This is a genomic window from Tenacibaculum sp. 1B UA, from assembly GCF_033978845.1.
In the GTDB taxonomy this organism is placed as follows: Bacteria; Bacteroidota; Bacteroidia; order Flavobacteriales; family Flavobacteriaceae; genus Polaribacter.
In genome coordinates this window covers 106,556-129,747 of record NZ_JAKVUA010000006.1, presented here as the reverse complement: position 1 = coordinate 129,747, position 23,192 = coordinate 106,556, and the positions used below count along the sequence as shown (strand labels likewise).

General features: G+C 31.7%; 24 protein-coding genes. 6 read left to right on the top strand and 18 right to left on the bottom strand.

The window, feature by feature from the left end; translation table 11 throughout:
• Positions 1-34: 34 nt before the first annotated feature.
• Positions 35-805, bottom strand: coding sequence for a hypothetical protein (locus tag MK851_RS07070; protein WP_320242689.1), 771 nt, complete (start codon positions 803-805; stop codon positions 35-37).
• Between the two features lie 3 nt (positions 806-808).
• Complete coding sequence (locus MK851_RS07065) at positions 809-1,903, bottom strand: Nif3-like dinuclear metal center hexameric protein (RefSeq protein ID WP_303506301.1); 1,095 nt, start codon at positions 1,901-1,903, stop codon at positions 809-811.
• Between the two features lie 99 nt (positions 1,904-2,002).
• On the opposite strand from MK851_RS07065, the gene lpxK reads away from it, so the two are divergent.
• A complete protein-coding gene (gene lpxK, locus MK851_RS07060; protein WP_320242686.1) occupies positions 2,003-3,034 on the top strand; it encodes a tetraacyldisaccharide 4'-kinase in 1,032 nt (343 codons plus the stop codon).
• Here lpxK and MK851_RS07055 read toward each other — a convergent pair.
• From MK851_RS07055 to MK851_RS07035, 5 genes are read right to left on the bottom strand one after another with little or no spacing between them, the layout of a single operon-like run.
• The gene (locus MK851_RS07055; RefSeq protein WP_320242684.1) at positions 3,031-5,016 is read right to left on the bottom strand and encodes a translation factor GTPase family protein; all 1,986 of its coding nucleotides are present in this window, start codon (positions 5,014-5,016) and stop codon (positions 3,031-3,033) included. The two genes, lpxK and MK851_RS07055, sit on opposite strands and share 4 nt — an antisense overlap.
• A 39-nt stretch (positions 5,017-5,055) precedes the next feature.
• Positions 5,056-6,117, bottom strand: coding sequence for a mannose-1-phosphate guanylyltransferase (locus tag MK851_RS07050; RefSeq protein WP_320242682.1), 1,062 nt, complete (start codon positions 6,115-6,117; stop codon positions 5,056-5,058).
• A 7-nt stretch (positions 6,118-6,124) separates the two neighbouring features.
• Positions 6,125-6,724, bottom strand: a complete 600-nt coding sequence (locus MK851_RS07045; RefSeq protein ID WP_320242680.1) for a SprT-like domain-containing protein — start codon at positions 6,722-6,724, stop codon at positions 6,125-6,127.
• Complete coding sequence (locus MK851_RS07040) at positions 6,717-6,998, bottom strand: hypothetical protein (RefSeq protein WP_320242678.1); 282 nt, start codon at positions 6,996-6,998, stop codon at positions 6,717-6,719. Before MK851_RS07040 ends, MK851_RS07045 begins: the two co-directional genes overlap by 8 nt.
• Positions 6,999-7,008: 10 nt before the next feature.
• Positions 7,009-7,689, bottom strand: a complete 681-nt coding sequence (locus MK851_RS07035) for an SDR family oxidoreductase (protein ID WP_320242676.1) — start codon at positions 7,687-7,689, stop codon at positions 7,009-7,011.
• Between the two features lie 74 nt (positions 7,690-7,763).
• Between MK851_RS07035 and MK851_RS07030 the strand changes: the two genes are divergently transcribed.
• Positions 7,764-9,044, top strand: coding sequence for an amidohydrolase family protein (locus MK851_RS07030; RefSeq protein ID WP_320242675.1), 1,281 nt, complete (start codon positions 7,764-7,766; stop codon positions 9,042-9,044).
• 134 nt (positions 9,045-9,178) lie between these two features.
• Here MK851_RS07030 and MK851_RS07025 read toward each other — a convergent pair whose 3' ends face one another.
• A complete protein-coding gene (locus MK851_RS07025) occupies positions 9,179-10,678 on the bottom strand; it encodes a hypothetical protein (protein WP_320242673.1) in 1,500 nt (499 codons plus the stop codon).
• A 16-nt stretch (positions 10,679-10,694) separates the two neighbouring features.
• Positions 10,695-11,735: a glutaminyl-peptide cyclotransferase gene (locus MK851_RS07020; RefSeq protein ID WP_303506317.1), complete on the bottom strand. Its 1,041-nt coding sequence runs from the start codon at positions 11,733-11,735 to the stop codon at positions 10,695-10,697.
• Between the two features lie 198 nt (positions 11,736-11,933).
• Here MK851_RS07020 and MK851_RS07015 point away from each other — a divergent pair, with 198 nt between their 5' ends.
• From MK851_RS07015 to MK851_RS07005, 3 genes are all read left to right on the top strand, one after another.
• Entirely contained in the window at positions 11,934-12,185 is a 252-nt protein-coding gene (locus tag MK851_RS07015; protein WP_115901257.1) for a type B 50S ribosomal protein L31, read from the top strand.
• A 92-nt stretch (positions 12,186-12,277) separates the two neighbouring features.
• A complete protein-coding gene (locus tag MK851_RS07010; RefSeq protein WP_303506324.1) occupies positions 12,278-13,810 on the top strand; it encodes an FMN-binding glutamate synthase family protein in 1,533 nt (510 codons plus the stop codon).
• Between the two features lie 15 nt (positions 13,811-13,825).
• The gene (locus MK851_RS07005; RefSeq protein ID WP_320242668.1) at positions 13,826-14,923 is read left to right on the top strand and encodes a methyltransferase; all 1,098 of its coding nucleotides are present in this window, start codon (positions 13,826-13,828) and stop codon (positions 14,921-14,923) included.
• Between the two features lie 41 nt (positions 14,924-14,964).
• On the opposite strand, the gene MK851_RS07000 is transcribed toward MK851_RS07005, so the two are convergent.
• The 6 genes from MK851_RS07000 to MK851_RS06975 form a co-directional block, all read right to left on the bottom strand.
• Positions 14,965-15,588, bottom strand: coding sequence for an outer membrane beta-barrel protein (locus MK851_RS07000; RefSeq protein ID WP_303506328.1), 624 nt, complete (start codon positions 15,586-15,588; stop codon positions 14,965-14,967).
• A 54-nt stretch (positions 15,589-15,642) separates the two neighbouring features.
• A complete protein-coding gene (locus MK851_RS06995; RefSeq protein ID WP_320242665.1) occupies positions 15,643-16,812 on the bottom strand; it encodes a histidine decarboxylase in 1,170 nt (389 codons plus the stop codon).
• A gap of 236 nt (positions 16,813-17,048) precedes the next feature.
• Entirely contained in the window at positions 17,049-18,086 is a 1,038-nt protein-coding gene (locus MK851_RS06990) for a M28 family metallopeptidase (RefSeq protein ID WP_303506332.1), read from the bottom strand.
• Positions 18,087-18,151: 65 nt separating this feature from the next.
• Positions 18,152-18,856: an ABC transporter ATP-binding protein gene (locus MK851_RS06985; protein ID WP_320242708.1), complete on the bottom strand. Its 705-nt coding sequence runs from the start codon at positions 18,854-18,856 to the stop codon at positions 18,152-18,154.
• Between the two features lie 136 nt (positions 18,857-18,992).
• Positions 18,993-20,024, bottom strand: a complete 1,032-nt coding sequence (locus MK851_RS06980) for an iron ABC transporter permease (RefSeq protein WP_320242662.1) — start codon at positions 20,022-20,024, stop codon at positions 18,993-18,995.
• Positions 20,025-20,603 (bottom strand): non-canonical purine NTP diphosphatase, encoded by a 579-nt coding sequence (locus MK851_RS06975; protein ID WP_320242660.1) that lies wholly within the window; start codon positions 20,601-20,603, stop codon positions 20,025-20,027.
• Positions 20,604-20,780: 177 nt separating this feature from the next.
• Here MK851_RS06975 and MK851_RS06970 point away from each other — a divergent pair, with 177 nt between their 5' ends.
• Positions 20,781-21,566: a helix-turn-helix transcriptional regulator gene (locus MK851_RS06970; protein WP_320242659.1), complete on the top strand. Its 786-nt coding sequence runs from the start codon at positions 20,781-20,783 to the stop codon at positions 21,564-21,566.
• A gap of 78 nt (positions 21,567-21,644) precedes the next feature.
• Here the strand turns inward: MK851_RS06970 and MK851_RS06965 are convergent, their stop codons facing one another.
• The 3 genes from MK851_RS06965 to MK851_RS06955 form a co-directional block, all read right to left on the bottom strand.
• Positions 21,645-22,013: a DUF2200 domain-containing protein gene (locus tag MK851_RS06965; RefSeq protein ID WP_320242657.1), complete on the bottom strand. Its 369-nt coding sequence runs from the start codon at positions 22,011-22,013 to the stop codon at positions 21,645-21,647.
• Between the two features lie 8 nt (positions 22,014-22,021).
• Positions 22,022-22,348: a DMT family transporter gene (locus MK851_RS06960; RefSeq protein ID WP_159490652.1), complete on the bottom strand. Its 327-nt coding sequence runs from the start codon at positions 22,346-22,348 to the stop codon at positions 22,022-22,024.
• 125 nt (positions 22,349-22,473) lie between these two features.
• Complete coding sequence (locus MK851_RS06955; RefSeq protein ID WP_320242652.1) at positions 22,474-23,058, bottom strand: SMI1/KNR4 family protein; 585 nt, start codon at positions 23,056-23,058, stop codon at positions 22,474-22,476.
• Positions 23,059-23,192: the final 134 nt, after the last annotated feature.

Sequence of the window (23,192 nt, the reverse complement as noted above, 5' to 3'; positions counted from 1 at the left end):
AATTGGAGGCTTTGTATATATTTTAAGAAAAATATTAAGCAAATAGGTTATCTATTTTTTCTTTTTCTTCTTGTGCTAAGGCTGGGTCTACTAAAATACGACCACTATGCTCATCAATTGTAATCTTTTTACGGTTAGCAATTTCTAACTGAACTTGTGGTGGAATAGTGAAGAAAGAACCTCCAGCAGCTCCACGCTCAATAGCAACAACTGCTAATCCGTTTCTTACTTTAGTTCTAATTCTTTTATAAGCAGTTAATAAGTGACCTTCGATAGACTTTGAAAATTCTTCAGACTTTTCTTTTAATAATTGCTCTTCTTTCTCAGTCTCTTTTAAGATAGCATCTAGTTCACCTTTTTTGTGAGTTAAATGTGCTTCTTGCTTCGCTAATTTTTCTTTGGTGTTATCAATAACCTCTTTCTTTTGAGCAATTTTAGCTTTATATTCCTTAATTCTCTTTTCAGATAATTGAATTTCTAGCTCTTGGTACTCAATTTCTTTAGATAAAGAATCGAATTCACGGTTATTACGAACATTTTTTTGTTGTTCTTCATACTTAGTAATTGAGTTTTTAGATTCTTCAATCGCTAACTTTTTATTACTAATATCAGTTTCTAAATTTTTAACATCTTCAGCTAAATTAGAAAGTCTCTTGTTTAATCCGGCAACTTCATCTTCTAAATCTTCAACTTCTAAAGGTAATTCACCGCGAACGTTTCTAATCTCGTCAATTCTAGAATCGATTAACTGTAAATCGTATAACGCTCTTAATTTTTCTTCTACCGTTACTTCTTTTTTTGCCATCTGTTAAATATAGTATATTGGATTTGTACTTTTTTCGCTTAAAATAATTGCAAAAATACTAATTTTTTTGCTAAGATAATCAACTAAAAGGTTTTTTGTAAATTGTTCACTTTCATAATGTCCTACATCTGCAAGCAAAATTCTTTTTTCTGCTTTAAAAAACTCGTGATATTTAAAATCAGCACTTATATAAGCATCGGCACCAGCTCGCATCGCATTTTTGATAGCGAAACTTCCTGAACCACCTAACACAGCTACTTTTTTAATAGGTTTGTCAAGTAATTCTGAATGTCTGACACAGCCTGTTTTAAAGGTTTCTTTTACAAATAATAAAAAGTCTTTTTCATCCATCGCTGAAGGGAGTTCTCCAATCATCCCCATACCTACGTTTTGGTTTTGGTTATCCAGCGTAATAACTTCGTAGGCAACCTCTTCATAAGGATGGTTTTTAAAGAGAGTAGAAAGTATTTTTCCTTCTAAATAAGAATCAAAAGTTACTATAATACAGGTTTCCTTTTCAAACATTAATTCTCCTTTTTTACCTACAATAGGGTTCGAATTTTCGTTCCCTCTATAGCTTCCTTTTCCTTCTACATTAAAAGAACAGTTGTCATAATTACCAATGTTACCTGCCCCAGCTTCAAATAACTTTTCACGTACATTAGTAGCTTCTGCAAAAGGAACATAAGTTGTTAGTTTTTTTATGATTCCTTTTTTGGGGATTAAAGTTTTCATGTTTTCTAAGCCTAAAACTTCTCCCATTTTAGCAGAAACCCCATTGTTTACATTATCTAGAGCTGTATGTGTAGCGTAAATAGCAATGTTATTTTGAATAGCTTTTAATACAACACGTTCTACATAATTGTTGCCGTTAAATTTTTTTAGTCCACTAAATACAATAGGGTGAAAACTTACAATAAGATTACAGTTTTTAGCAATAGCCTCGTCCACAGTTTCTTCAAGAGTATCTAGCGTAACTAAAACTCCTGTAACTTTAGTACTGTAATTGCCTATTAATAAACCAACATTGTCAAAATCTTCGGCATACGAGAGTGGTGCCAGTTGTTCAATATAGTTGGTGACGTCTTTTATTTGCATTTGGTACGTTTTCAAAATTACTATAGCAAAGTTACAAAGTAGAAAAATGAAAATAAAAGTATCCTGTACATTAATGCTTAAATTATTACTTTTGGTGTAATGAAGCTACTTCGATTTTTATTATTTCCGTTTGCTGTTTTGTACGATGCTATTACGAGAATTCGTAATTGGTTTTTTAATCTAGGTGTTTTAAAATCAACTTCTTTTGATATCCCAGTGATTGCTGTTGGAAATTTAAGTGTAGGAGGAACAGGAAAATCTCCTCAGATAGAATATTTAATACGTTTACTAAAAGATAATTATAGAATTGCAGTTTTAAGTCGAGGATATAAACGTAAAACAGAAAGGTTTCAAGTAGTGAATGGTACCCATACAGCTGAAGATGTAGGTGATGAACCTTTGCAATTTTATAAGAAGTTTAAAAAAGGTGTTACCGTAGCTGTGGATGCTGACAGAACGAACGGAATTCAACAGTTGTTGCAGCGTAGCAACCCTCCTGAAGTAGTATTGTTGGACGATGCCTATCAACACAGAAAAGTAACGGCGAGTTGTTATATTTTACTCACAAAATACAATGACTTATATGTTAATGATTTTGTATTGCCAACAGGGAATTTACGCGAAAGTAGGAGAGGAGCTAAACGAGCAAGTGTAATTGTGGTTACTAAATGTCCTGAGAATTTATCGAAATCGGAGCAAGAAAAGATAGTACGAAAGATAAACCCGAAGTCGTATCAAAAAGTATTTTTTACAACGATTGCATACGACGAAGATTTAAAAGGAACAGAAGAACTAGCAATTTCAGACTTGAAAGATAAAAAAGTCTTGTTAGTGACGGGAATTGCGAATCCAACCCCATTGTTAAACTTTTTAAAAGAAAAGGAAGTAAGCTTTAAACATTTGAACTATCCTGACCATCATAATTTTACTCAGCAAGATATTTCAACTATTAAGAAGGCTTTTGATGAGTTACTATCTGAACAAAAGATTATACTAACTACCGAAAAAGATTATATGCGTTTAGAGGGTAAGGTTGATAATCTTAACTATATATCAATAAAAAGTGATTTTATTAATGAAGAGGAGGTTTTTAATTCTTTGGTGTTAGAAGAAATAAAAAAGAAGAATTAAATCACCCGTTCGTCTGCTTTATAAGCGCCACGACAATGCAATATCCATTGAGCTTCGTCTAAAGGATTTACTCCTTTAAAATCTCTAGATTTTCCTTCTCCTTCAGGACATATATCGTAGCCATGAAAAACCATTCGTAAACGTATACGGCCACTACAAATAGTATTTAATTTTATGCTTAGGTCTAGAGAAGTGGCTACGGGAATTGTTCCTGTAAGGTGCATCATTTCATTTTGAAAAGTAGGAGAGTCGATTGTAGCTCTTCTTGTCGTAAGTTCAGAAATGATTTTACTTAAAAATTCTTCATTAGTTTTTATTTCAAAGCGGACCAAAGGTTCTAATAAATGTGTTCCTCCAGCTTGTAAGCCTTTCATAATACCCATTGGAGTAGCTAAATTAAAGTCACCAGGCCTTGAATGTACATTATGATCTTCTCCTTTAATTAATGTGATTTTTACATCGGTTACTTCCCAGCCTAGTAAACCTTGTTCTAAAGCCTTTGGAATAGTCCTCGCTATTTCGTTTTGATATTTGTTATGAATATCGTTTTTAGAAACAATAGATTGGTAACTAACACCAGAATTTAAAGGAGCGGGTTCAATTAAAAAAGTCATAATAGCCCAACAAGGTTTAGGCATCCAATAACGTACATAACCTTCTGCAGCTTTGCTGATGGTTTCTTTGTATACAATTTGAGGTTCAGTAAAACGAACTGGTATTGAAAACCGTTCCAGTAATACATGGGTTAGTACTTCAATTTGCATATCTCCCATTAGTAATAGTAACAATTCTTTTTCAGGTTTGTGCCATTTGAATTGTAAAGAAGGATCTTCTTTGTCTATAATCTGTAATGCTTGTACTAATGCATTGTAATCTTTATCATTATCAGGTAACACCTGTACACTCAAAACAGGTGTGTTTAACTCGGGGAGTTTAGGAATTCCTTCAGGGCTTCCTAGTATGTCTCCTGTTTTTGTGCCAATAACTCCTGTAATAATTCCAATATCACCAGTTTTGATGGTTGTATCAAGATGTTTGGTTTGATGAAAAACTTTGGCTTGGTTTATTTTAGTTTCTATGTTTTGCGTATGATTGTATATAACCGATTTAGAAGATAACTCACCAGAGAAAATTTTTACATGTGCCATAACGCCATGAATTTTATGATGTTCTAGTTTATAAACATAAGCAGAGGTTTCTTGTGAGATTTCATTTTTATTAGGCTTTATAAAACTTGTTAATCCGTCTAGTAATTCTTTTACACCGATGTTATTTTTAGCAATTCCTGTAAATACCGGTGAAATTAAAGCTTTAGAAGTGTTTTTTATGATAGTTTTTATGTAGGTTTCATCAGTAATAGTATTGCCATTTAAGTATTGTTCAAGCAAGTCTTCATTAGTTTCAATTAATTCTTCTAAAATGGTTTCTTTTTGTTCTTTGGTAACTGAACTATTATGAAAAACAGGACTAATACATGCGGAATCTAACCCTTCATTATGAGCAGTATAAATGGGAGCAATTTTAAATTGAAGCTCATTTTTTATTTGTTCTAAAACATTCTCTGTATCTGCACCTTGTCGATCAATTTTATTGATAAAAATTATAGTAGGAATTTTTAGCTTTTGTAGGGCATCTGTAATGGTTAGTGTATGTGCTTGCACACCTTCAACTGCTGAAATTACTAAAACAACCGCATCTACCACACATAATGTTCTTGCAACTTCACTCGAAAAATCTACGTGCCCGGGAGTATCAATTAAGTTAACTTTGGTGTTATTCCAAACAAAAGAAGTGGTTGCAGCTTTTATGGAAATTCCACGTTCTTTCTCAAGTGCTAAACTATCAGTAACAGTAGAACCTTTATCTACACTTCCTATATTTCTTATAGCTCCTGTATGATATAGTAAATGTTCTGTCAAGGTAGTTTTACCAGCATCAACATGTGCTAAAATACCTATGTTAAGAATGTTGGAATATTCCATTAATCAATAATGTGTTATATAAAAGAGAGGAGTAACTTATTAAAATTTCTCTTTTGCTTCAGTTCGTAGTTGTTTAATGTCTTGTTCGTCTTTACGTGGACAAATAACTAATACATCGTCTTTTTCTACAATAATAAAATCTTGTAACCCTTGGACCACTACTTTTTTACCATTTTTAGTACTAACCATATTTCCGTTGGCATCTTTAAAAATAGTTGTGGCTCCAACTGTTGCGTTTTGATGAGTGTCTTTACCAAGTTTGTTATATAAAGAACCCCAAGTACCTAAATCATCCCAACCAAAATCTACAGGGAGTACGTGTACCTTTTCAGAGCGTTCCATAATCCCGAAGTCGATAGAAATGTTTTCACATTTTTCATAGTTATGTTTAATAAAATCATCTTCAAGCTCGGTGTTGTAAACGTTATCTCCGGTATCTAAAATGTTTACCATTTCAGGAAGATGTTTTTTAAAGGAATCTAAAATGCTAGAAACAGACCAAACAAAAATACCTGCATTCCAAAGATAGTCACCACTCGCTAAAAACTGCGTAGCTTTTTCTAGGTTTGGTTTTTCAGTAAATGTTTTTACTTTTTTAACTTCAGAAACATTTTCTTTAAATTGAATATAGCCGTAACCCGTATTAGGATGATTTGGTTGAATCCCCAAAGTCATCAATATATCTTCTTTAGTACAGGCTTTAAAAGAAGTTTCAATGTTTTTAAGAAATTCAGTCTCGTTTTCTATCCAGTGATCAGACGGAGCAACTAACATCACAGCATTTTCATTCTGCTGACGGATTTTTAAAGCAGCATATAAAATACAAGGAGCAGTGTTACGCATTGCAGGTTCTAGCAGTAACTGTTTATTACCAATTTTAGGAAGTTGTTCTAAAACTAATTCTTCGTAACGTTTATTAGTGGCAATTAAAATATTTTCTGCTGGAATTAATTGATTAATTCTGTTGAAGGTTTTTTGTAACAAAGACTCTCCAGTTCCTAATAAATCATGAAATTGCTTAGGGTACTTTTCAGTACTTACTGGCCATAGGCGAGAACCTATGCCACCCGCTATAATTACTGCGTAATAATTAGTGTTCATACAAGTATTATTTGTTTAAAGCTACTAGTTTCACTTCTGCGTTTTGGTTGAATAAATATACACGCTTGTTTTCTAAATTTAAACATTCATAACGTGTTCTTCGTTTATCACCTCTTTTGTATAGTTTTTCCTTGAATTGAAAAACGCTTCCGTTTGGTATTTCAAAGATAAAGTTCTTTCCGTCTTCTGATTTTCCACCTCGCAATGCCAGTGATAAATTTACATCAGCATCGGTACTGGCTTTTGGGTTTTTTAAGTAGTTGGCTAAATATGGTAGAATGTTTTTTGGATAAATTTCGGATTGTAAAAAAGGGAGCATTAAATGCTGAAATACTGTTTTCCATTCTTTACCGTGGGGTTGTACTCTTCCAAATTTTTGATACGTAACATGGTGTGCAATTTCATGAATTAACGTCAGTAAAAACTGATATGGGTTTAAGTTGTTATTCACCGTAATTTGCATGTGACCATTAGGTAAACGACGGAAATCACCATGTTTGGTTTGACGTTCGCTTACTATTTTCAAGTTGATTTTATGTTCAATAATTAAATATTGAACTAACGGAATAGCTTCTTCTGGGATGTATTTTATAAGAGTGTTATGCAAGTTTTCTTTTTTCTAAATACCAAAAAAGATAGGTGATTAATGCAAAAAATATTCCTATGCCTCCAATAATAATAACTTGAAAAGTGTAAGGCATATTATAATGATTGTATTTTGTTAAAAGGATGTAGCCTAAAAAAGGATAAATTAATATGTAAATTAAAATAACGACTATTGTAATTAAAAAATCATCAACTTTTTTTTCTTTTTTATTATTTCTATAATAGGAATAATATTGGAAAACAGAAGTAATAATAAAAGCTAAAGCAATAATCATATTAAAGAGTTTAAGGAGTAGAACTTGAAACCTGTAGCACTTTTCCGTTATAATATTTATTACCAGTTAAAGCAAAATCAAAAATATAAGTAGCCATTTCTTTAGCAGATAATGGAGCTTCATAACCAGGGAAAGCTTCTTCTAACATTTCTGTTTGTACGGCACCTAATGCTAACACATTAAAAGCTATTTGCTGTTTTTTGTATTCTTCAGCTAGTAATTCAGATAAAGTAATTACAGCACCTTTAGCAGAACTATAAGCTGCTAATCCAGGAAACTTCATACTACCTTGAACTCCTCCCATACTACTTACCGTTACTACGTGACTTCCCTGTTGCATAAATGGTAGTAAGTTTTTTGTTAATTCGACAACTGCAAAAACATTTACTTTATAAACCTCTTCAAAATCTTGCGTAGTTAGTTGTTCAAAAGGTTTGTTAACCAATTTTCCTGCATTATTGATAAGGATATCTACCTTTTTCCATTTAGTTGAAACAAATTCAACTGCTTTTTTTATGTCACTTTTGTCAGATAAATCAACTGAAATAGTTGTAATGTTTGAATGATTTATTTGTTCTAAAGGTTTTGTGTTTCTTGATAGTGCTAAGACTTGATGTCCTTGATTAGCAAACTGCTGTGCTAATTCAAAACCAATACCTCTACTAGTTCCTGTAATAACAATGTTCTTCATGTAATTGTCAAAATTTAAAAAGGCAAGCTACATAAAAATCACTACATTTATTGCTTAATCATTCTTAAATTATCATGAGAAAAAGACTTTTTTTAGCGTTACTCTTAACAATGTCAATCGCAACATTTGCTCAAAACACCTATATATTTTGTGGGAAATTAATTGATACAGAAAAAGGTAAAATAAATAAAGAGCAAACCATTGTAGTAAAAGGAAATAAAATTGTTGAAGTATTAAAAGGATATGTGAATCCTGAAAACACTGATGATATAACGATAGATTTAAAAGATAAGGTGGTAATGCCAGGGTTGATTGATATGCACGTGCATATTGAAAGTGAGCATAGTCCAAAATCAAGGCTAGAAAAATATATTTTAAATGAAGCTGATAGAGCTTATAACTCAGTTAAATTTGCCGAAACTACTTTGTTAAACGGTTTTACGACAGTGAGAGATTTAGGAGGGACAGGAGTTAATATTTCTTTAGCTAAAGCAATTAAAGCTGGTAAAATTGTAGGTCCGAGAGTGTTTACTGCGGGAAAATCTTTAGCAACAACAGGCGGGCATGCAGATCCAACAAATGGAAGCAGTAGAAAGCTAATAGGAAACCCTGGGCCAAAAGAAGGAGTGGTAAATTCAATAGAAGATGCTAAAAAAGCTGTACGTCAACGATATAAAAACGGAGCAGATTGTATAAAGATAACAGCGACAGGAGGTGTGTTAAGTGTGGCTAAAAGCGGAGATAATCCTCAATTTACTATTGAAGAGGTGAGAGCAATTTGTGAAACAGCAAAAGATTATGGAATGCATGTAGCAGCTCATGCTCATGGTGATGAAGGCATGCAACGTGCGGTTATTGGAGGAGTAAAAACTATTGAACATGGAACTTATATGAGTGATGAAACGATGGAGTTGATGAAAAAACACGATGCGTATTTAGTTCCTACCATTACGGCAGGAAAAGAGGTTGAAGAGAAAGCAAAAGTAAAAGGTTTTTATCCAGAAATTGTAGTACCTAAAGCGTTGGCTGTTGGTCCACAAATACAAGGAACTTTTGGAAGAGCTTATAAAAAAGGTGTAAAAATTGCTTTCGGTACCGATGCAGGAGTTTTTAAACATGGAAAAAACGGAAAAGAGTTTGGGTATATGGTAGAAGCAGGAATGCCTGTTATAGAGACCATTCAATCTGCAACAATAACTAATGCAGCTCTATTAGGTATGAAAGAAGAGTTAGGAAAGGTTAAAAAAGGATTTCTTGCAGATATCATTGCAGTAGATGAAGATCCTACTCAAAATATTCATACAATGGAAAAAGTAGTTTTTGTGATGAAAAATGGAAAGATTTATAAAAAATGATAAGCTAAAAAAGCCGTATATTAAAAATGAAAAAGGAGAGCAAAGGCTAAGCACTCCTTTTTCATTTTATAGCTTGTAAGCTAGAGATATATGTCCTGACAAGTGTTTTAATGTAATGACTCTTTTTTTAAAAGTTAAAAGCTAACATGTTGGTAAGCTCCAATATCAGGAGAAGCACTTCTGTCTACGCCTAAAATATCTTCAGAAACAGCGGAAGGTTGTGCTTTATTAATGGCGTCACTATTTTTACCAATGATAAACTCGTTTTTAGCAACATCTTTAAAGTCAGATTCACCGTTTAAAATGTTGTTTTGATAATGTGAAGTATCATCAAAATTCAATTCATTATTATCTGTAAATGAATTATTAAAATCATCAAATTTAATTAAGCAACTTTCAACCATATAGTTAAAAGTTGTTCCGTCAATTCTATCAAGGATAAACTCTACATTGTTATTTCCTTCAATAATGCAATTAATAAAGTTAGCATTAACTAAATCATTAATTTCTGTAACTTCTTGGTTGTTATCGTTAGAATAAGTAATGTGGTTATTTATTAAAACTGTAGGTAATTGACGAATACTGCTATTCCAAAAATTAGCAAAAGTAGCATGGGTAAAGTTATATTTACCACCAAAAGTACAAGCTAATGCAGATTGTCCTGCGCTACCTATTACTAAGTTTTCTCCTTCAATATGTGTGTTTCTACCTAAAACACCATAGTTTGAACTGTTATATATTTCAGTATTTTTTATTGTTAGCGTGGGAGAGGAGGTATCTTGTCCGTCAACAAGAAGTCCAACAGTTCCATTTTTAATTTGAGTATAATTTAGTTCGTTGTTAAAACTACCTTCACGTATCCAAATAGCCCCCCATTGTCCTGGAATTTCACTAAACTGATGCTCTAGTCGGTCACCTTCAAAAACAATTTTTTTATCTAAGGTTCCATTGGCTTTAAGGTTAGCGTCTTTATCTATAATTAATCCAGAATTGTTGTGAAAGTGAATTTTAACTCCTGCTTCAATTGTTAGTGTTTTACTTGATGGTACAGCAGCGTAACCGTAAATGACATAAGGTTTTTCATTAGTAAAGGTTAGTTCTTCATCAGTTAAAAAACGACCTTGAATCTCGGTTTCTTTGCCGTTAATAATTAATGTTTCAATACCCGAACTGTTTTTAGAAGGAAAAATAAAATGCGCATCTTGTACCAAGGTAACCAAATCTACATCTTGTTGATTTTCTCCATTATCGAACAATATTTTATCAGTGTATAAGGGATTGGTTACTGTATTAACGTTAATAGTGGTTTCTATAAAAATATAGATGCTGTCATTTGCTAAAATATCAATGTTATTAAAGTTGTCACCAGCTAATCCATCTACATTCAATCGGTAATTTGAAGTATTTCCATTTTCCAATTTGATTTCTGGAATTGTAATAGTTTTACTACTCTTATTGTATACTTTTAAGTTATAAGTAGCAGAACCTATGTTGCTGAAAATGGTGTCTAGAAATACGGTATCTTTTGAAAACTGTAACTTCCCATAACTAGGTACTGTAGTGAAATCTTTTCTACAAGACATTACAATAATAGATAAAATAAGCGCTAGTATTATGGGAAGGGGATTTTTCATGATTTTAGGTAGTAGATTATTGTTTGATTAATTCTATTTCAAATAATTTTCCCCAATGTTTTCCAGTTACGAACAAACGATTGTTTTCAGTATCATATGCAATACCATTTAGTACATCGTCTTGAGGCTCTATAGTTTGATCTTTAGCAACAATATCTCTTAATCCATTTAAGTTAGCTACACCTTCAACAACACCAGTTTCTGGATTGATAATAACTATTGAGTTTTGTTGCCATTTATTAGCATAAACTTTACCATCAATAAGTTCAATTTCATTCAAATTATCAACAGGGTATTTGTTTGTGTATACTTGGACACTTCTTTTTTCTTGTTGATTATTTGCGTCTAAAAACCAAATTTTGTTGCTTCCATCCGTTTTAATAAGTTCAGAGCCGTTGTGTGTTAATCCCCAACCTTGATTGCTATTGGTGTAATCAAAACTTCCAAGTTGCTTAAATGTTTCAAAATCGTATATGAAACCTTTACGAGCATGCCATGTTAACCAATAAATTTTATTGTTAAAAATGGTCATTCCTTCACCAAAGTACTTTTCGTCCAAATCTACCTTTTGTAAAACTTTTCCAGTTTCTAATTCAACTTTTCGTAAAGTAGATTCTCCATTACGTCCTGTGCTTTCGTATAAGTAACCATTTTTGTATTCTAACCCTTGGGTGTATGCTCCTTTATCGTGCGGATAAATATTTACAATTTTATAAGAGTATACAGCAGGGGCTTCCTTTGCTAATATCTCAATAGAATTGTTTAGTTTTTTTGATTTGTTTGGATAAAAAGCCAACGCAGTAACAGCATGTTTTCCTACACCAAAATCAGCAGTATTTATAGTAATACTTGTTTCGTTAGTATTTACACGTTTGTTGTTTACGTAAAGTTGTACAGAATCGATCTGTTCACCTTTAAGTTGTTCAAACTTAATAGCAGCTTTTTTACCTAAAGTAGTTTTTTTGGTAGTATTTAATTTAAATTTGTAATTAGTTTCGCTACAAGATGTTACAAGTAAAGTAGTTAATCCTAAAGTTAAAAGTTTATAAAAACGCATATATAAAATGTTATTTTCTATAGTTTATAAAGATGGTTGTACAAATTAAAGCAAATTATTTGTTTGCAAATTAAAAAAAAGGGTTAAATTTGCACCTTCAAATAGCCATTGCAGGTTTTTGATATATGAAACAACTATAAAGCATTACCAACTTTATAATTTTTTCAACAAAAATAAAAGATTTTAAATTTACAAGAGATGAAAAAAGGTATACATCCAGAAAATTATAGAATGGTAGCGTTCAAAGACATGTCTAACGGAGATGTTTTTTTAACACGTTCAACTGCTAATACAAAAGAAACTTTAGAAGTAGAAGGAGTTGAGTATCCATTAATTAAATTAGAAATTTCAAGAACTTCACATCCTTTCTACACTGGTAAGTCTAAGTTAGTAGATACTGCAGGGCGTATTGATAAGTTCAAAAACAAATACTCGAAATTCAAGAAGTAATTTTAAGTATTTTAAATATAAAAGAAAGCTCTGGCTATATGTCAGGGCTTTTTTTATGCTAAAATTGTATTTTTGTCAGAAAAATAAAAGAAATGAGAGATACTATCTTATCTGTTATTATTGTAATTAATATTTTATGTGGTGTGTTGGTTTATTTCATGCCAGATATGGGGAATTATATCTTATTAACTGTTGCTTCAGTAGTAACTTTATTAGCAATATATGATGCTTTTATTCAAAAAGAGCACTCATTAATGCGTGCATTTCCTGTAATTGCACGCCTACGTTGGGTGTTTGAAGAAGAGCGAGAAAAAATTCAACAATATTTTATTGAAGATGATTTAAGCGGAAAGCCTATAAACCGTGAGAAAAGGAGTATAGTTTACCAACGATCAAAAAAAGAAATTGAAACAGTTCCTTTTGGTACACAACACAATGTATATGCAAAAGGATATGAATTTGTAAAACATTCACTATTTCCTAAAGATCATCATCATATTAGTGGGGAACGAGTACTCATAGGCTCAGATAAGTGTACACAAAAGTATAATTCCTCTATAATTAACATTTCTGCAATGTCGTTTGGTTCGTTGAGTAAAAATGCAATTATGGCATTAAATCAAGGAGCAAAAATGGGAGAGTTTGCTCATAACACAGGCGAAGGAGGGGTTTCTCCTTACCATTTACAAGGTGGAGATTTAATTTTTCAAGTAGGAACAGGCTATTTTGGAGCAGGAAAAAGTGTAAATGGGAAACGAGTTTTTAATGCTGAGGTTTTTAAGAAGAATGCAGTAAGACCAGAGGTAAAAATGGTTGAAATAAAGCTTTCTCAAGGAGCTAAACCTGGTCATGGAGGGATTCTTCCAGCAAAAAAGAATACAAAAGAAATTGCTGAAATTCGTTCTGTAGAGCCTTTTACACGAGTAGATTCGCCACCAGGGCATGATGCTTTTTCTAATTTTGATGAAATGGTTGCATTTATTCAACAAGTAAGAGAGTTGTCAGGAGGGAAACCAATAGGAATTAAGTTTTGTGTTGGAGATAATGATGAAATTGAAGCAATGATCAAAGCATTTGCTGATGCAAATAATTATCCTGATTACATAGCTGTTGATGGAGGCGAAGGAGGAACAGGTTCAGCACCTTTGGAATTCTCAAATTACATCGGAACACCGTTATTAGAAGGGTTATCTTTTGTAAATAAAAAGCTAAAAAAATACGGGTTAAGAGACCAAATAAAAATCATTGCAAGTGGAAAAGCTATTGATGCTTTTGACGTGATTAAATACTTAGCGTTAGGCGCTGATGCCATAGGAATGGCTCGTAGCTTTATGTTGAGTTTAGGATGTATTCAGGCGCGTGAATGTAATTTAGATACTTGTCCTGTAGGTGTAGCAACACAAGAAAAAGACCTGGTAAAGGCTTTGGTAGTTAAGTATAAGAATATGCGTGTAAAAAATTACCACAATAAAACAATTAGCGCAACTAAAGAAATGGTTGCAGCTATGGGGAAAGAATCAATAGAAGATATTGAGCCAAAACATATTTTTAGAAGAAATAGAGCAGGCGAAATAACTTCGTTAGATGAAATTTACTATGCTAAAGAAAAAGTTTTGGTAAATTAAATGTAGAGTACTAATTTGGATACTAAAGTAAAAATAAATTCAAAAACATATCAATTACAGCGTTACCCTAAGACTTTTGATAAAAGTTTACGAGCTTGGAGTAACGCTGAACTCTTAGCGTTAGATTATATAGCTGAAAAAGAGATAGATCACTTACATCTTTTTAATGACCGTTTTGGAATGTGGAATTGTGCTTTACAGCATAAAAAGATTACGACTGTTTGGACGTATGCTAGTCAGCAAAAAGCAATTCGTCAAAACTTAAAGTTGAATAATTTTTCTACGGAAATTGATTTTAAAACTCCGCTTGATGATTTGCAGAATGTAGAAGTAGCTTTGATTAAAATTCCAAAGGCATTAGAATTATTTGAATTGTTTTTACAACAAATACATAAAGCTTCACATGAAAATACTGAAGTAGTTTGTGGGTTTATGACTAAATATTTTTCAGTTTCTTTTATAAAAGTTGCTGAACAATATTTTGAAGAGGTTACTCAATCAAAAGCATGGAAAAAAGCAAGGTTACTTATTTTAAAAATACCTAAAAAGGAATTTCAAAAGAAAAACCTAATCAACACTATTCAGTGGAAAGACAAAGCTTTACAACAATATTACGGTGTGTTTTCTTCTGGAAGTGTAGATATAGGAACACAATTTTTTTTAGAAAACTTAGTAGTTGACTCTAGAGAGTTAAAAGTATTAGATCTAGCTTCTGGTAATGGAGTTATAGCTTATGAAGTTACCAAGCAAAATCCACAAGCAGAAGTAACTTTGTTAGATGATTTTAATTTAGCTATTGAGTCATCTAAAGTTAACTTAGAAGGAAAAAAAGCAGAGTTTGTATGTGATGATACTTTAGAAAAATTAGATAAAAACTCATTTGATTTAGTTGTATCAAATCCACCTTTTCATTTTGAACATGAGAATAATATTGAAGTAGCACTAAACCTTTTTAAAGGAGTAGAAAATTGTTTGAAAAACAACGGAAGATTTTTGTTAGTAGCTAATTCCCATTTGAATTATAGTACGCACCTAACAAAGCTTTTTAATTCGGTGAGTGTGTTACAACAAAATAAAAAGTTTCAAATAATAGAATGTATAAAAAAACGCTAAGAATTTTCTTAGCGTTTTTTGTTTGATTTGTAACTTTAATACTACCAATAATATGATAAACCGAACATTAAATCAGTTGAGTTTATATTAAACTGAAATGAATCAGATTCTCTGTCAGGAAAACTACTTTCATCTTGGTCTGTTTTAGAATAACCTAAGCTACCTATATTAGCCTCTAAGGCGATGTTTTTGTTTAAAAAATAAGTAAGTCCAGGTCTTATCCCTACAAAATATTGGTTAGTGCTTCTTTCGTGTGGGGTGGGATTAATATTGTTTGAATAGTCAGAATAACTATAGCTAAACTCTCCTTGTAACGAAATAGTTAATTTCTTTCCAAGTGGAAAGTGTTTTTTGATGTAAGGAAAGATTTTATAGGAGTTACCTTTTCCAATTTCACTCCCTGATTCACTTTTTGAATATCCATATCCTACACCTAAACCTATAATTAAGTTGTCGTTAATAGTATATCCCACCTTAGGAGAGAAGTTAAAATTAAAATATTTAGAAGTTTCAGGAGAACCTTCAAATTCATTACTATTGTGTCCTATGGAAAAATTGGCACTAGTATACCATGTACCTTTTTCAATAGTTAATTTTTCTTTTTTTTCTTGCCCATAAGCAAATGACAATGCAAGTAGCATTGTACTTAATAATAATTTCTTCATAATTAAATTTTCTTTTATAGCAATCAAAAGTACTTGTCTTAGATTAATATAAGGTTAGCTTAATGAAAAATCATAGGAAAATTCCTCTTCAGTAATTTGTTCTGTACAATTTTTTAAATCATTTACAAATTCATCAATTTGAATTTTCGTTACGTTAGGCATACAAATAACATGAGAAATATTCCCTTCAGTAGCTAATTGCCATTTATCTTTAATACTTTGTGGGGTTTTTGGTAATACAACAGTAATTGCATTTGGGTTTCTCCAAGCATTGACTCCGATTTTTTGTAATTGGGCTTCGCAATATTCAGCTACAGCTAAGCTATGTTGGTAACGTTGTTGTAAACCTTCAACACCAAGCTGTTTTAAGGCGTACCATAAGAATAAAGGAGAGTGCCCGTTACGAGAACCTGTAATAGTGGTATCAAAAGAACCGATGTATGAAATTCCTTTAGCAATTCTATCTCTATTAGATCTTTTAGCCATTAATACTCCGGTAGGTATTGGTGAACCAATAAATTTATGTCCACTAATAGAAATACTGTCAGCACCATCCATAAAATCAAAAGGAAGACGAGGTTGCATAAACGGACCAAATGAGCCTGCCAAAGCAGCATCACAATGAATATAATGATCTTGAATAGCTAAATTGTGTAATATCCCTTTTATTTTACCTATGTTGTCTTTAGCTTCTTTCATAGTCGTACCAAAAGTAGCTAATACAATTACAGGCTTATGACGGTTCATACGAACAGTATTTTCAAAATCCTCATAATCCATCTCACCATTTTCTTGCGATTTAATTACAATACTAGGAATGTTTAACAAATGAATGTTTTTGCGAACACTGTAATGAGTAGATTCTGAATAATATACCATAGCCTTCGGAAACAATTCACGAGCGATGTATAAGCCATATAAATTACTTTCTGAACCACCATTGGTAACGTATCCCCAAAAATCTTTAGGGTTAGCTCTAAATAGCTTTGCGAAAAAAGCTATAACCTCACGTTCCATTTCATGGGTACGTACACGATAAGTACCTTGTTCGAAAGGATCACCAAGGTTGTTAATTGGATATTGAAAAAACTTATTTAATTCTGAATAATCAAAGTCTTTTGATACAGGATACCCTAAAAAAGTATCGCGAGCAGAAGCTAATTCTTCTTGTAATTTATTTAGTTTTTGCTGATTTTCTAATGATAACTTTCCCTCGTTAACCATAGTATTAAATTTAAGCAAGCAAAAGTAAATGAAGTAATATTATTTATCAGGTATAGGTTTAGTATTTAGATTATTTTTCTAATTTAATTGTTGTAGTAGATAAATAATCTATTAACGGTTTTTTACAGGAAGAAAAGAAGATATATTTTAGGAACGATATATAGATTAGAATTAATAAAAAAGCTCATCTAATTAGATGAGCTTTTAAACTTTATAATTTAAACTTGGTTAAGACCTTATTCTGCGGCTTTATCAACCACAACACGATTTTCACGATTCGCAACTTCCCAAGCAGTATGGAAAACCAAACGAGCTCTATTCTCTAACATTTCGTAATTGATTTTGTCAGGAGTATCAGTTGGTCTGTGATAGTCGGCATGTGTTCCATTAAAATAAAAAATAATTGGAATGTTGTGCTTAGCAAAATTATAATGGTCAGAACGATAATAAAAACGATTTGGGTCGTTATCATCGTTGTATTTATAATCTAAATCGATGTTTGTATACTTTTTGTTCATCGCTTCAGAGATATCGTGTAATTCAGTACTTAACTTATCAGAACCAATTAAGTATACGTAATTTGGATTTCCTTTATGGCGGTCATCAACTCTACCAATCATATCAATATTTAAATCAGCAACAGTATTTGCTAATGGGAAAATAGGGTTTTCTGTGTAATATTTAGACCCTAATAAACCTTTTTCTTCACCAGTAACATGTAAGAATAAAATAGAACGCTTAGGGCCTTTGCCAGCATCAGCAGCTTGTTTAAAAGCTTCAGCAATTTCTAAAATGGCTACAGTTCCTGATCCGTCATCATCTGCACCGTTATAAATTTCTCCATTTTTAACTCCTTCGTGATCTAAGTGAGCAGAAATAACCACTATTTCATCTGGTTTTTCCGTTCCTTTGATAAAAGCAACAACGTTTTCAGAATCTTTTAAAGTCATTCCTCTACGATTGTTACTTAAGTACTCAGAGGGTACTTCTTGAAAGTAATCATCACCACCTAAAGGAGAAGCAATTCCTTGACTAACATAAAAGTCTTTTAAATACTTTACTGCTTTTTTTTGTCCAGGCTCACCAGTGTTTCTTCCTTCAAATTCATCAGAAGCATAGATGAATAGGTGTTTGCCTAAATCTTTTGCAGTAATGGTTTTTGCATATTTTGCAGCTTGGTCTGTGGTTACGTCATTATCTGTATTTGCAGTTTCTTTGCTAGAACCACATGCTACCAGTGCAATTGCACTAGCCATATAAAGTAATTTCTTCATCAATAATTAAGGTTTGTTTAGTTTGATTAGCTTCAAAAGTAACAAAATGTTACTGTCATTCAAATTTAATTTTTCTTGATAACGAATTGTTCTAATGTTTTGTTAAAACTTATTAATTCTTTCGGAAAAAGTTCTTCAAAAGCATTCTGAGTGATTAATTCTTGCGAAGTACCAGTGTATAATTGCTTTTCAGAAAGGAGTATGAATTCATCAGCAAGTTGAATAGCTAAATTTACTTCGTGAGTAGAAATAATAATAGTTTTTCCTGTGTTCTCTACAAGTTTTTTTAATAAAGAAAATACTTTAAATGTGTGATGAATGTCTAAGTGAGCTGTAGGTTCATCTAAAATGATGATTTCGGTATCTTGAGCTAAAGCACGAGCAATAAGTACACGTTGTAATTGACCATCACTTAATTCATAAAAACGTTTGTTTTTTAAATGTGTGATTTCAGTTTGTTCAATTGCCCAGAGAATTTTTTTTAAATGATCTTGAGTTAGTTTGTCAATCCAATTGGTGTAGGGTTGGCGCCCTAAAGCTACCAATTCAAAAACGGTTAGCTGACTTAACGGTAAACGTTCGGTTAATACTAAACTTAGCGTAGTTGACAATTCTTGATTCGTGTAAGATGAAAGTTCTTTTTGATTGATTTTTACAAAACCTTTTAAAGGTTTTTGAACTTTAGAAATTGTACGTAGCAGAGTTGATTTTCCTATTCCGTTTTTACCTAATAAAGCAACAAATTTTCCTTTTTTAATAGCTAAATCAATATTTGAAGCAATAACGGTTTGTTGCTTTTTTGATTGATACCCTATAGAAAGGTTTTCTGTTTGTAAGACGATATTTTTTTCTTGTTGCTTGATGTTTATCCGTTTAGTTGTTTATAAAGTTTTTAGTAACTCTATGCTATACATATATTTTTTTCTTCCTTATTAATAACCAAATAACAACAGGTGCTCCAAATAATGAGGTTATTGCGTTAATAGGTAAAGTAAATTCACTTGTGGGTAATTGTGCTATACTGTCGCAAATTAACAGAATAATTGCTCCAATTAAAGCAACGGCAGGCAACAAAATTTTATGGTTTGATGTAGCAAAAATCATTTTAGCGATATGCGGAACAGCTAGTCCAACAAAAGCTATAGGTCCCGAGAAAGCAGTAATTACACCTGTAAGAATACTTGTAATTAATAAAATAATATTTCTGCTTTTTTTGATATTAATTCCTAAGCTTTTTGCATAATTTTCACCTAATAAGAAACTATTTAAAGGTTTTATTACAGAGAATGTTCCTAAGATTCCGATAAGATAAATTATTCCAAAAACCGAAAGTTCTGTCCAAGTTAAATTTCCAAGACTTCCAAAGCTCCAAAACAAATATTGTTGTATTTGCTCAGCTTCACTAAAAAAAGCTAATACACTAATAACCGCCGATGTTAACGAGCCAAACATTAATCCAATAATTAGAATAGACATCGTATTACGAACTCTATTTGCAGCTATAATAACGGCTGATAATACTAAGAAAGACCCTGCACTTGCAGCTATGGCTAATGCCCAGTTAGAGTAAATAGCTACAAGAAAAAATCCTCCAAAAACACTAGAGCCTAAAATAAGCAATGCCACACCAAGGCTTGCGCCAGAAGATATACCTAATACAAAAGGACCAGCAAGTGGGTTTCTAAATAATGTTTGCATTAATAAACCACTTATTGATAATCCTGATCCTACTAACATTGCAGTAATTGCTTTTGGTAAACGGTAGTTAATAATTATAGTTTCCCAGCTATCTTTTGCTACAGGATTGCCAAATAAGGAGTTGAAAATTTCTTTTAGAGGAATTGATACGGAACCAAAACTAATGTTAAGTAGTAAAAAAACTATCAGTAAAACCGATAAAAGTAAAAAGTGAACTGTGTATGTTTTTGATAAATTCAACTAGTTAATTGATTTTAAAAATGCTACTAAGTGTTGAATTGCTAAGCCTCTATGACTTATTTTGTTTTTTTCTTCTGAAGTCATTTCTGCAAATGATTTGTTATAACCCTCAGGCTGAAAAATAGGGTCGTATCCAAAACCTTGTTCGCCTTGTTTAGATGTTAAAATGGTTCCTTTACAAACTCCATCAAATAAAATCTGTTTTCCATCTAAATTTAAACAAATAGAAGTCCTAAACTGAGCATTTCTATCAGTTTTATTGTTCAACGCTGTTAATAGTTTTTGCATGTTGTTTTCTGCATTAGCAGGTTCACCTGCATAGCGAGCAGAATATACTCCAGGTTTTCCATTTAAAGCTTCCACCTCTAAACCCGTATCGTCGGCAAAACAATTATATCCAAACTTTTCAGTAATATAATTTGCTTTAATTTGGGCGTTTCCTTCTAAAGTAGTTGCAGTTTCTTCAATATCATCAAAGCAATTGATGTCCTTCAAAGAAAGTAACTCAATAGAGTTAGGTAACATTTTTTGTACTTCAGCAAGTTTATTTAGATTATTGGTAGCAAAAACTAGTTTCATGTGTTGAAAATTAACAAAAGCAAATGTATTCAATTTTTATCATCTTTGTTGGTGTTTTTATTTTTTATAAAAAATGAATTCTTCTTGAAAGTATTGTAAATAAAGAGATGTCGTGTAAAAGTCGGGTTAAAAAACATTAAATAGTTTTATCAAATTTAGAATCAAAAGTAATATTGTATGAGAAATAAAAATTTACTTACCATGAAACAACCAGATTTAGGAAAAAAGATTCTTGAATTAAGAAAACAAAAGGGATTAACTCAAGAAGAGCTTGTTGAAAAATGTAATATTAATGTTCGTACAATACAACGCATAGAGGCTGGTGAAACTATGCCTAGGAGTTTTACCATAAAGACAATACTACAAGCATTAGATGCAACTATTAATTTAGAAGAATTTACAAATAAAGAAATACTCACAAGTCAAGACAGGAAGAGATTAAACTTAGCTTGGGTTTTTGGAATTATCTATTTTGTTTTTGGATTTATTGAAACTATCGCAGATATATACCAGTTTACAAAAGATGAGTCAATTTTTAATGTAGCTATATATACTAGCATTAAAGTAGTGTCCTCTGTAGCTTTTGTACTATTTTTTATGGGTTTTTTAAGAATAGCCAAAATTTATGCTCATAAATTATTAGAAATAGTGGTTTATGTGTTTATGATAGTTTTTGTGTTTTTTGAGTTTTATGATATTTTTTTAATAAATTTTAGTGAAGAAACTATTGCAATATCTCTTGTTGCAGAACTACTTGTTTTTGGAGCAATTCAAATAATCTTTGGAATGAGCTTACTTCAGTTAAAAGATAAATTAGGGGTTTTAGTACAAATAGGAGGTATTTTAGAAATTGTTACAGGAACTTTCTTAGCTACAGTAGTTTTGGCAAGTTTAGGATTGTTCTTGTTAATACCAGTTGTGCTAATTGAAATAATTATAATTTATAAGATAGCAAGAAAATAAAGGTGTTTCTTAGTTTAAGAAGCTTTTAGAGCCTCTTTTTATTGAAATAAAGTACTTAAGGGTTTAAATAGGAGGGTATTAACTAGGTTTACGTAAAATCTTCTCCATTTTACGACCCTTGGCCAATTCATCTATAAGTTTGTCTAAATAACGAACTTGCTTCGTTAAAGGGGTTTCTATTTCTTCTATTCGGTAACCACAAATAACTCCTGTAATTAAATGAGCATTAGGGTTTAAGTTGGCTTCTTTGAAAAAGGTTTCAAAAGTTACTTTTTGATTAATCAATTTGTCTAATTTTTCGTTGTTGAAACCAGTCAACCATTCAATTACTTGATGCAATTCTTCTTTAGTTCTATTTTTTTTCTCAACTTTAGTAACATAATGAGGGTAAACAGAAGCAAAAGTCATGCTCGCTATTCTTTCGTCGTGTTTAGGTGTTGTTTTCATGGCTTAGATTAATGTGAAACAATTTTGAGTCCTACAATTGAAGTAATTAATGTTGTGATAAAAAATAATCGCCAAAATGTAGCGGGTTCTTTAAAAACTAAAATTCCAATTAGTACTGTTCCTACAGCACCAATTCCTGTCCAAACTGCATAGGCAGTTCCAATAGGTAGCTCTTGGGTTGCTTTTATAAGAAGCAACATACTGATAGATAAACAGATTAAAAAGCCAATATACCAATATGTGGCTTCTATTCCAGTAGTTTCTTTAGCTTTTCCAAGACAAGCTGCAAAAGCTACTTCAAATAAACCAGCTATAATTAACAAAATCCAATTCATTTGTAATTACTTTTTAGATACTAAAATACAATAACTTTATTCAATTACAAGCTAAGGAGTGCTACCTTTTCACTTGTTTTATTTTGAAGTTAAAATGTTACTGCTATTGAGCTGAGTTAAAGGTTTTACAAATCTTCTTTAATAATTATTCCTCCCCACTCGTTAGAATATACATATTTGTTGTTTTCAAGATTGGTACAGTAGTTCTCAAAGAAAACCTTAAAAGAAGGTGCTATATACTCTCTTACACTATCGTCGTGCCACATTCTTATTATCTGTCCTTTAGTTCCATTTTCTGTAGGATCCATATCTATACATAGATGATTTCCGGAACCATCATAAGTGATTGGAATCCATTTAGGGTTCCACCAAAAATCTTTAATTTCTTTATCGGGTTCAGCTTCACTATCTTCAAAATCTCCACCTTTATATAAATCGTACCAAATTTTCCATTCATCAATTATTCTATCAGAAGAAAGTAGTTCTTCAGCATCTATTAAGCCTTCGGCATTTCTATCCTGACCATTGTGTATACTTAAAAATGCTATAAAGTCTTCAGGTAATTCTGTTTGTATGGTTTGTTGAAGTTGTTTTATTTCTTCTGGTTGAATAGCGGGTTGAAGCTCTTTTGATAAATGTGGAGCATTAGAAGAAATCCAATTTTTAAAATGGTTCCATAAAATTTCAATTTCAACTTTTTGATTTTTCATTGTAATTATTTTTTGTAGTGTAATATTAGTGCTTACTAAACTTCTTGTAAAAAAATAGATAGTGCTTTTCATAGCACCTTTGAAATGTTGAAGCTAAAATACTATGTGTGGAAAAGGCTTAAGGAAGTTTTTTC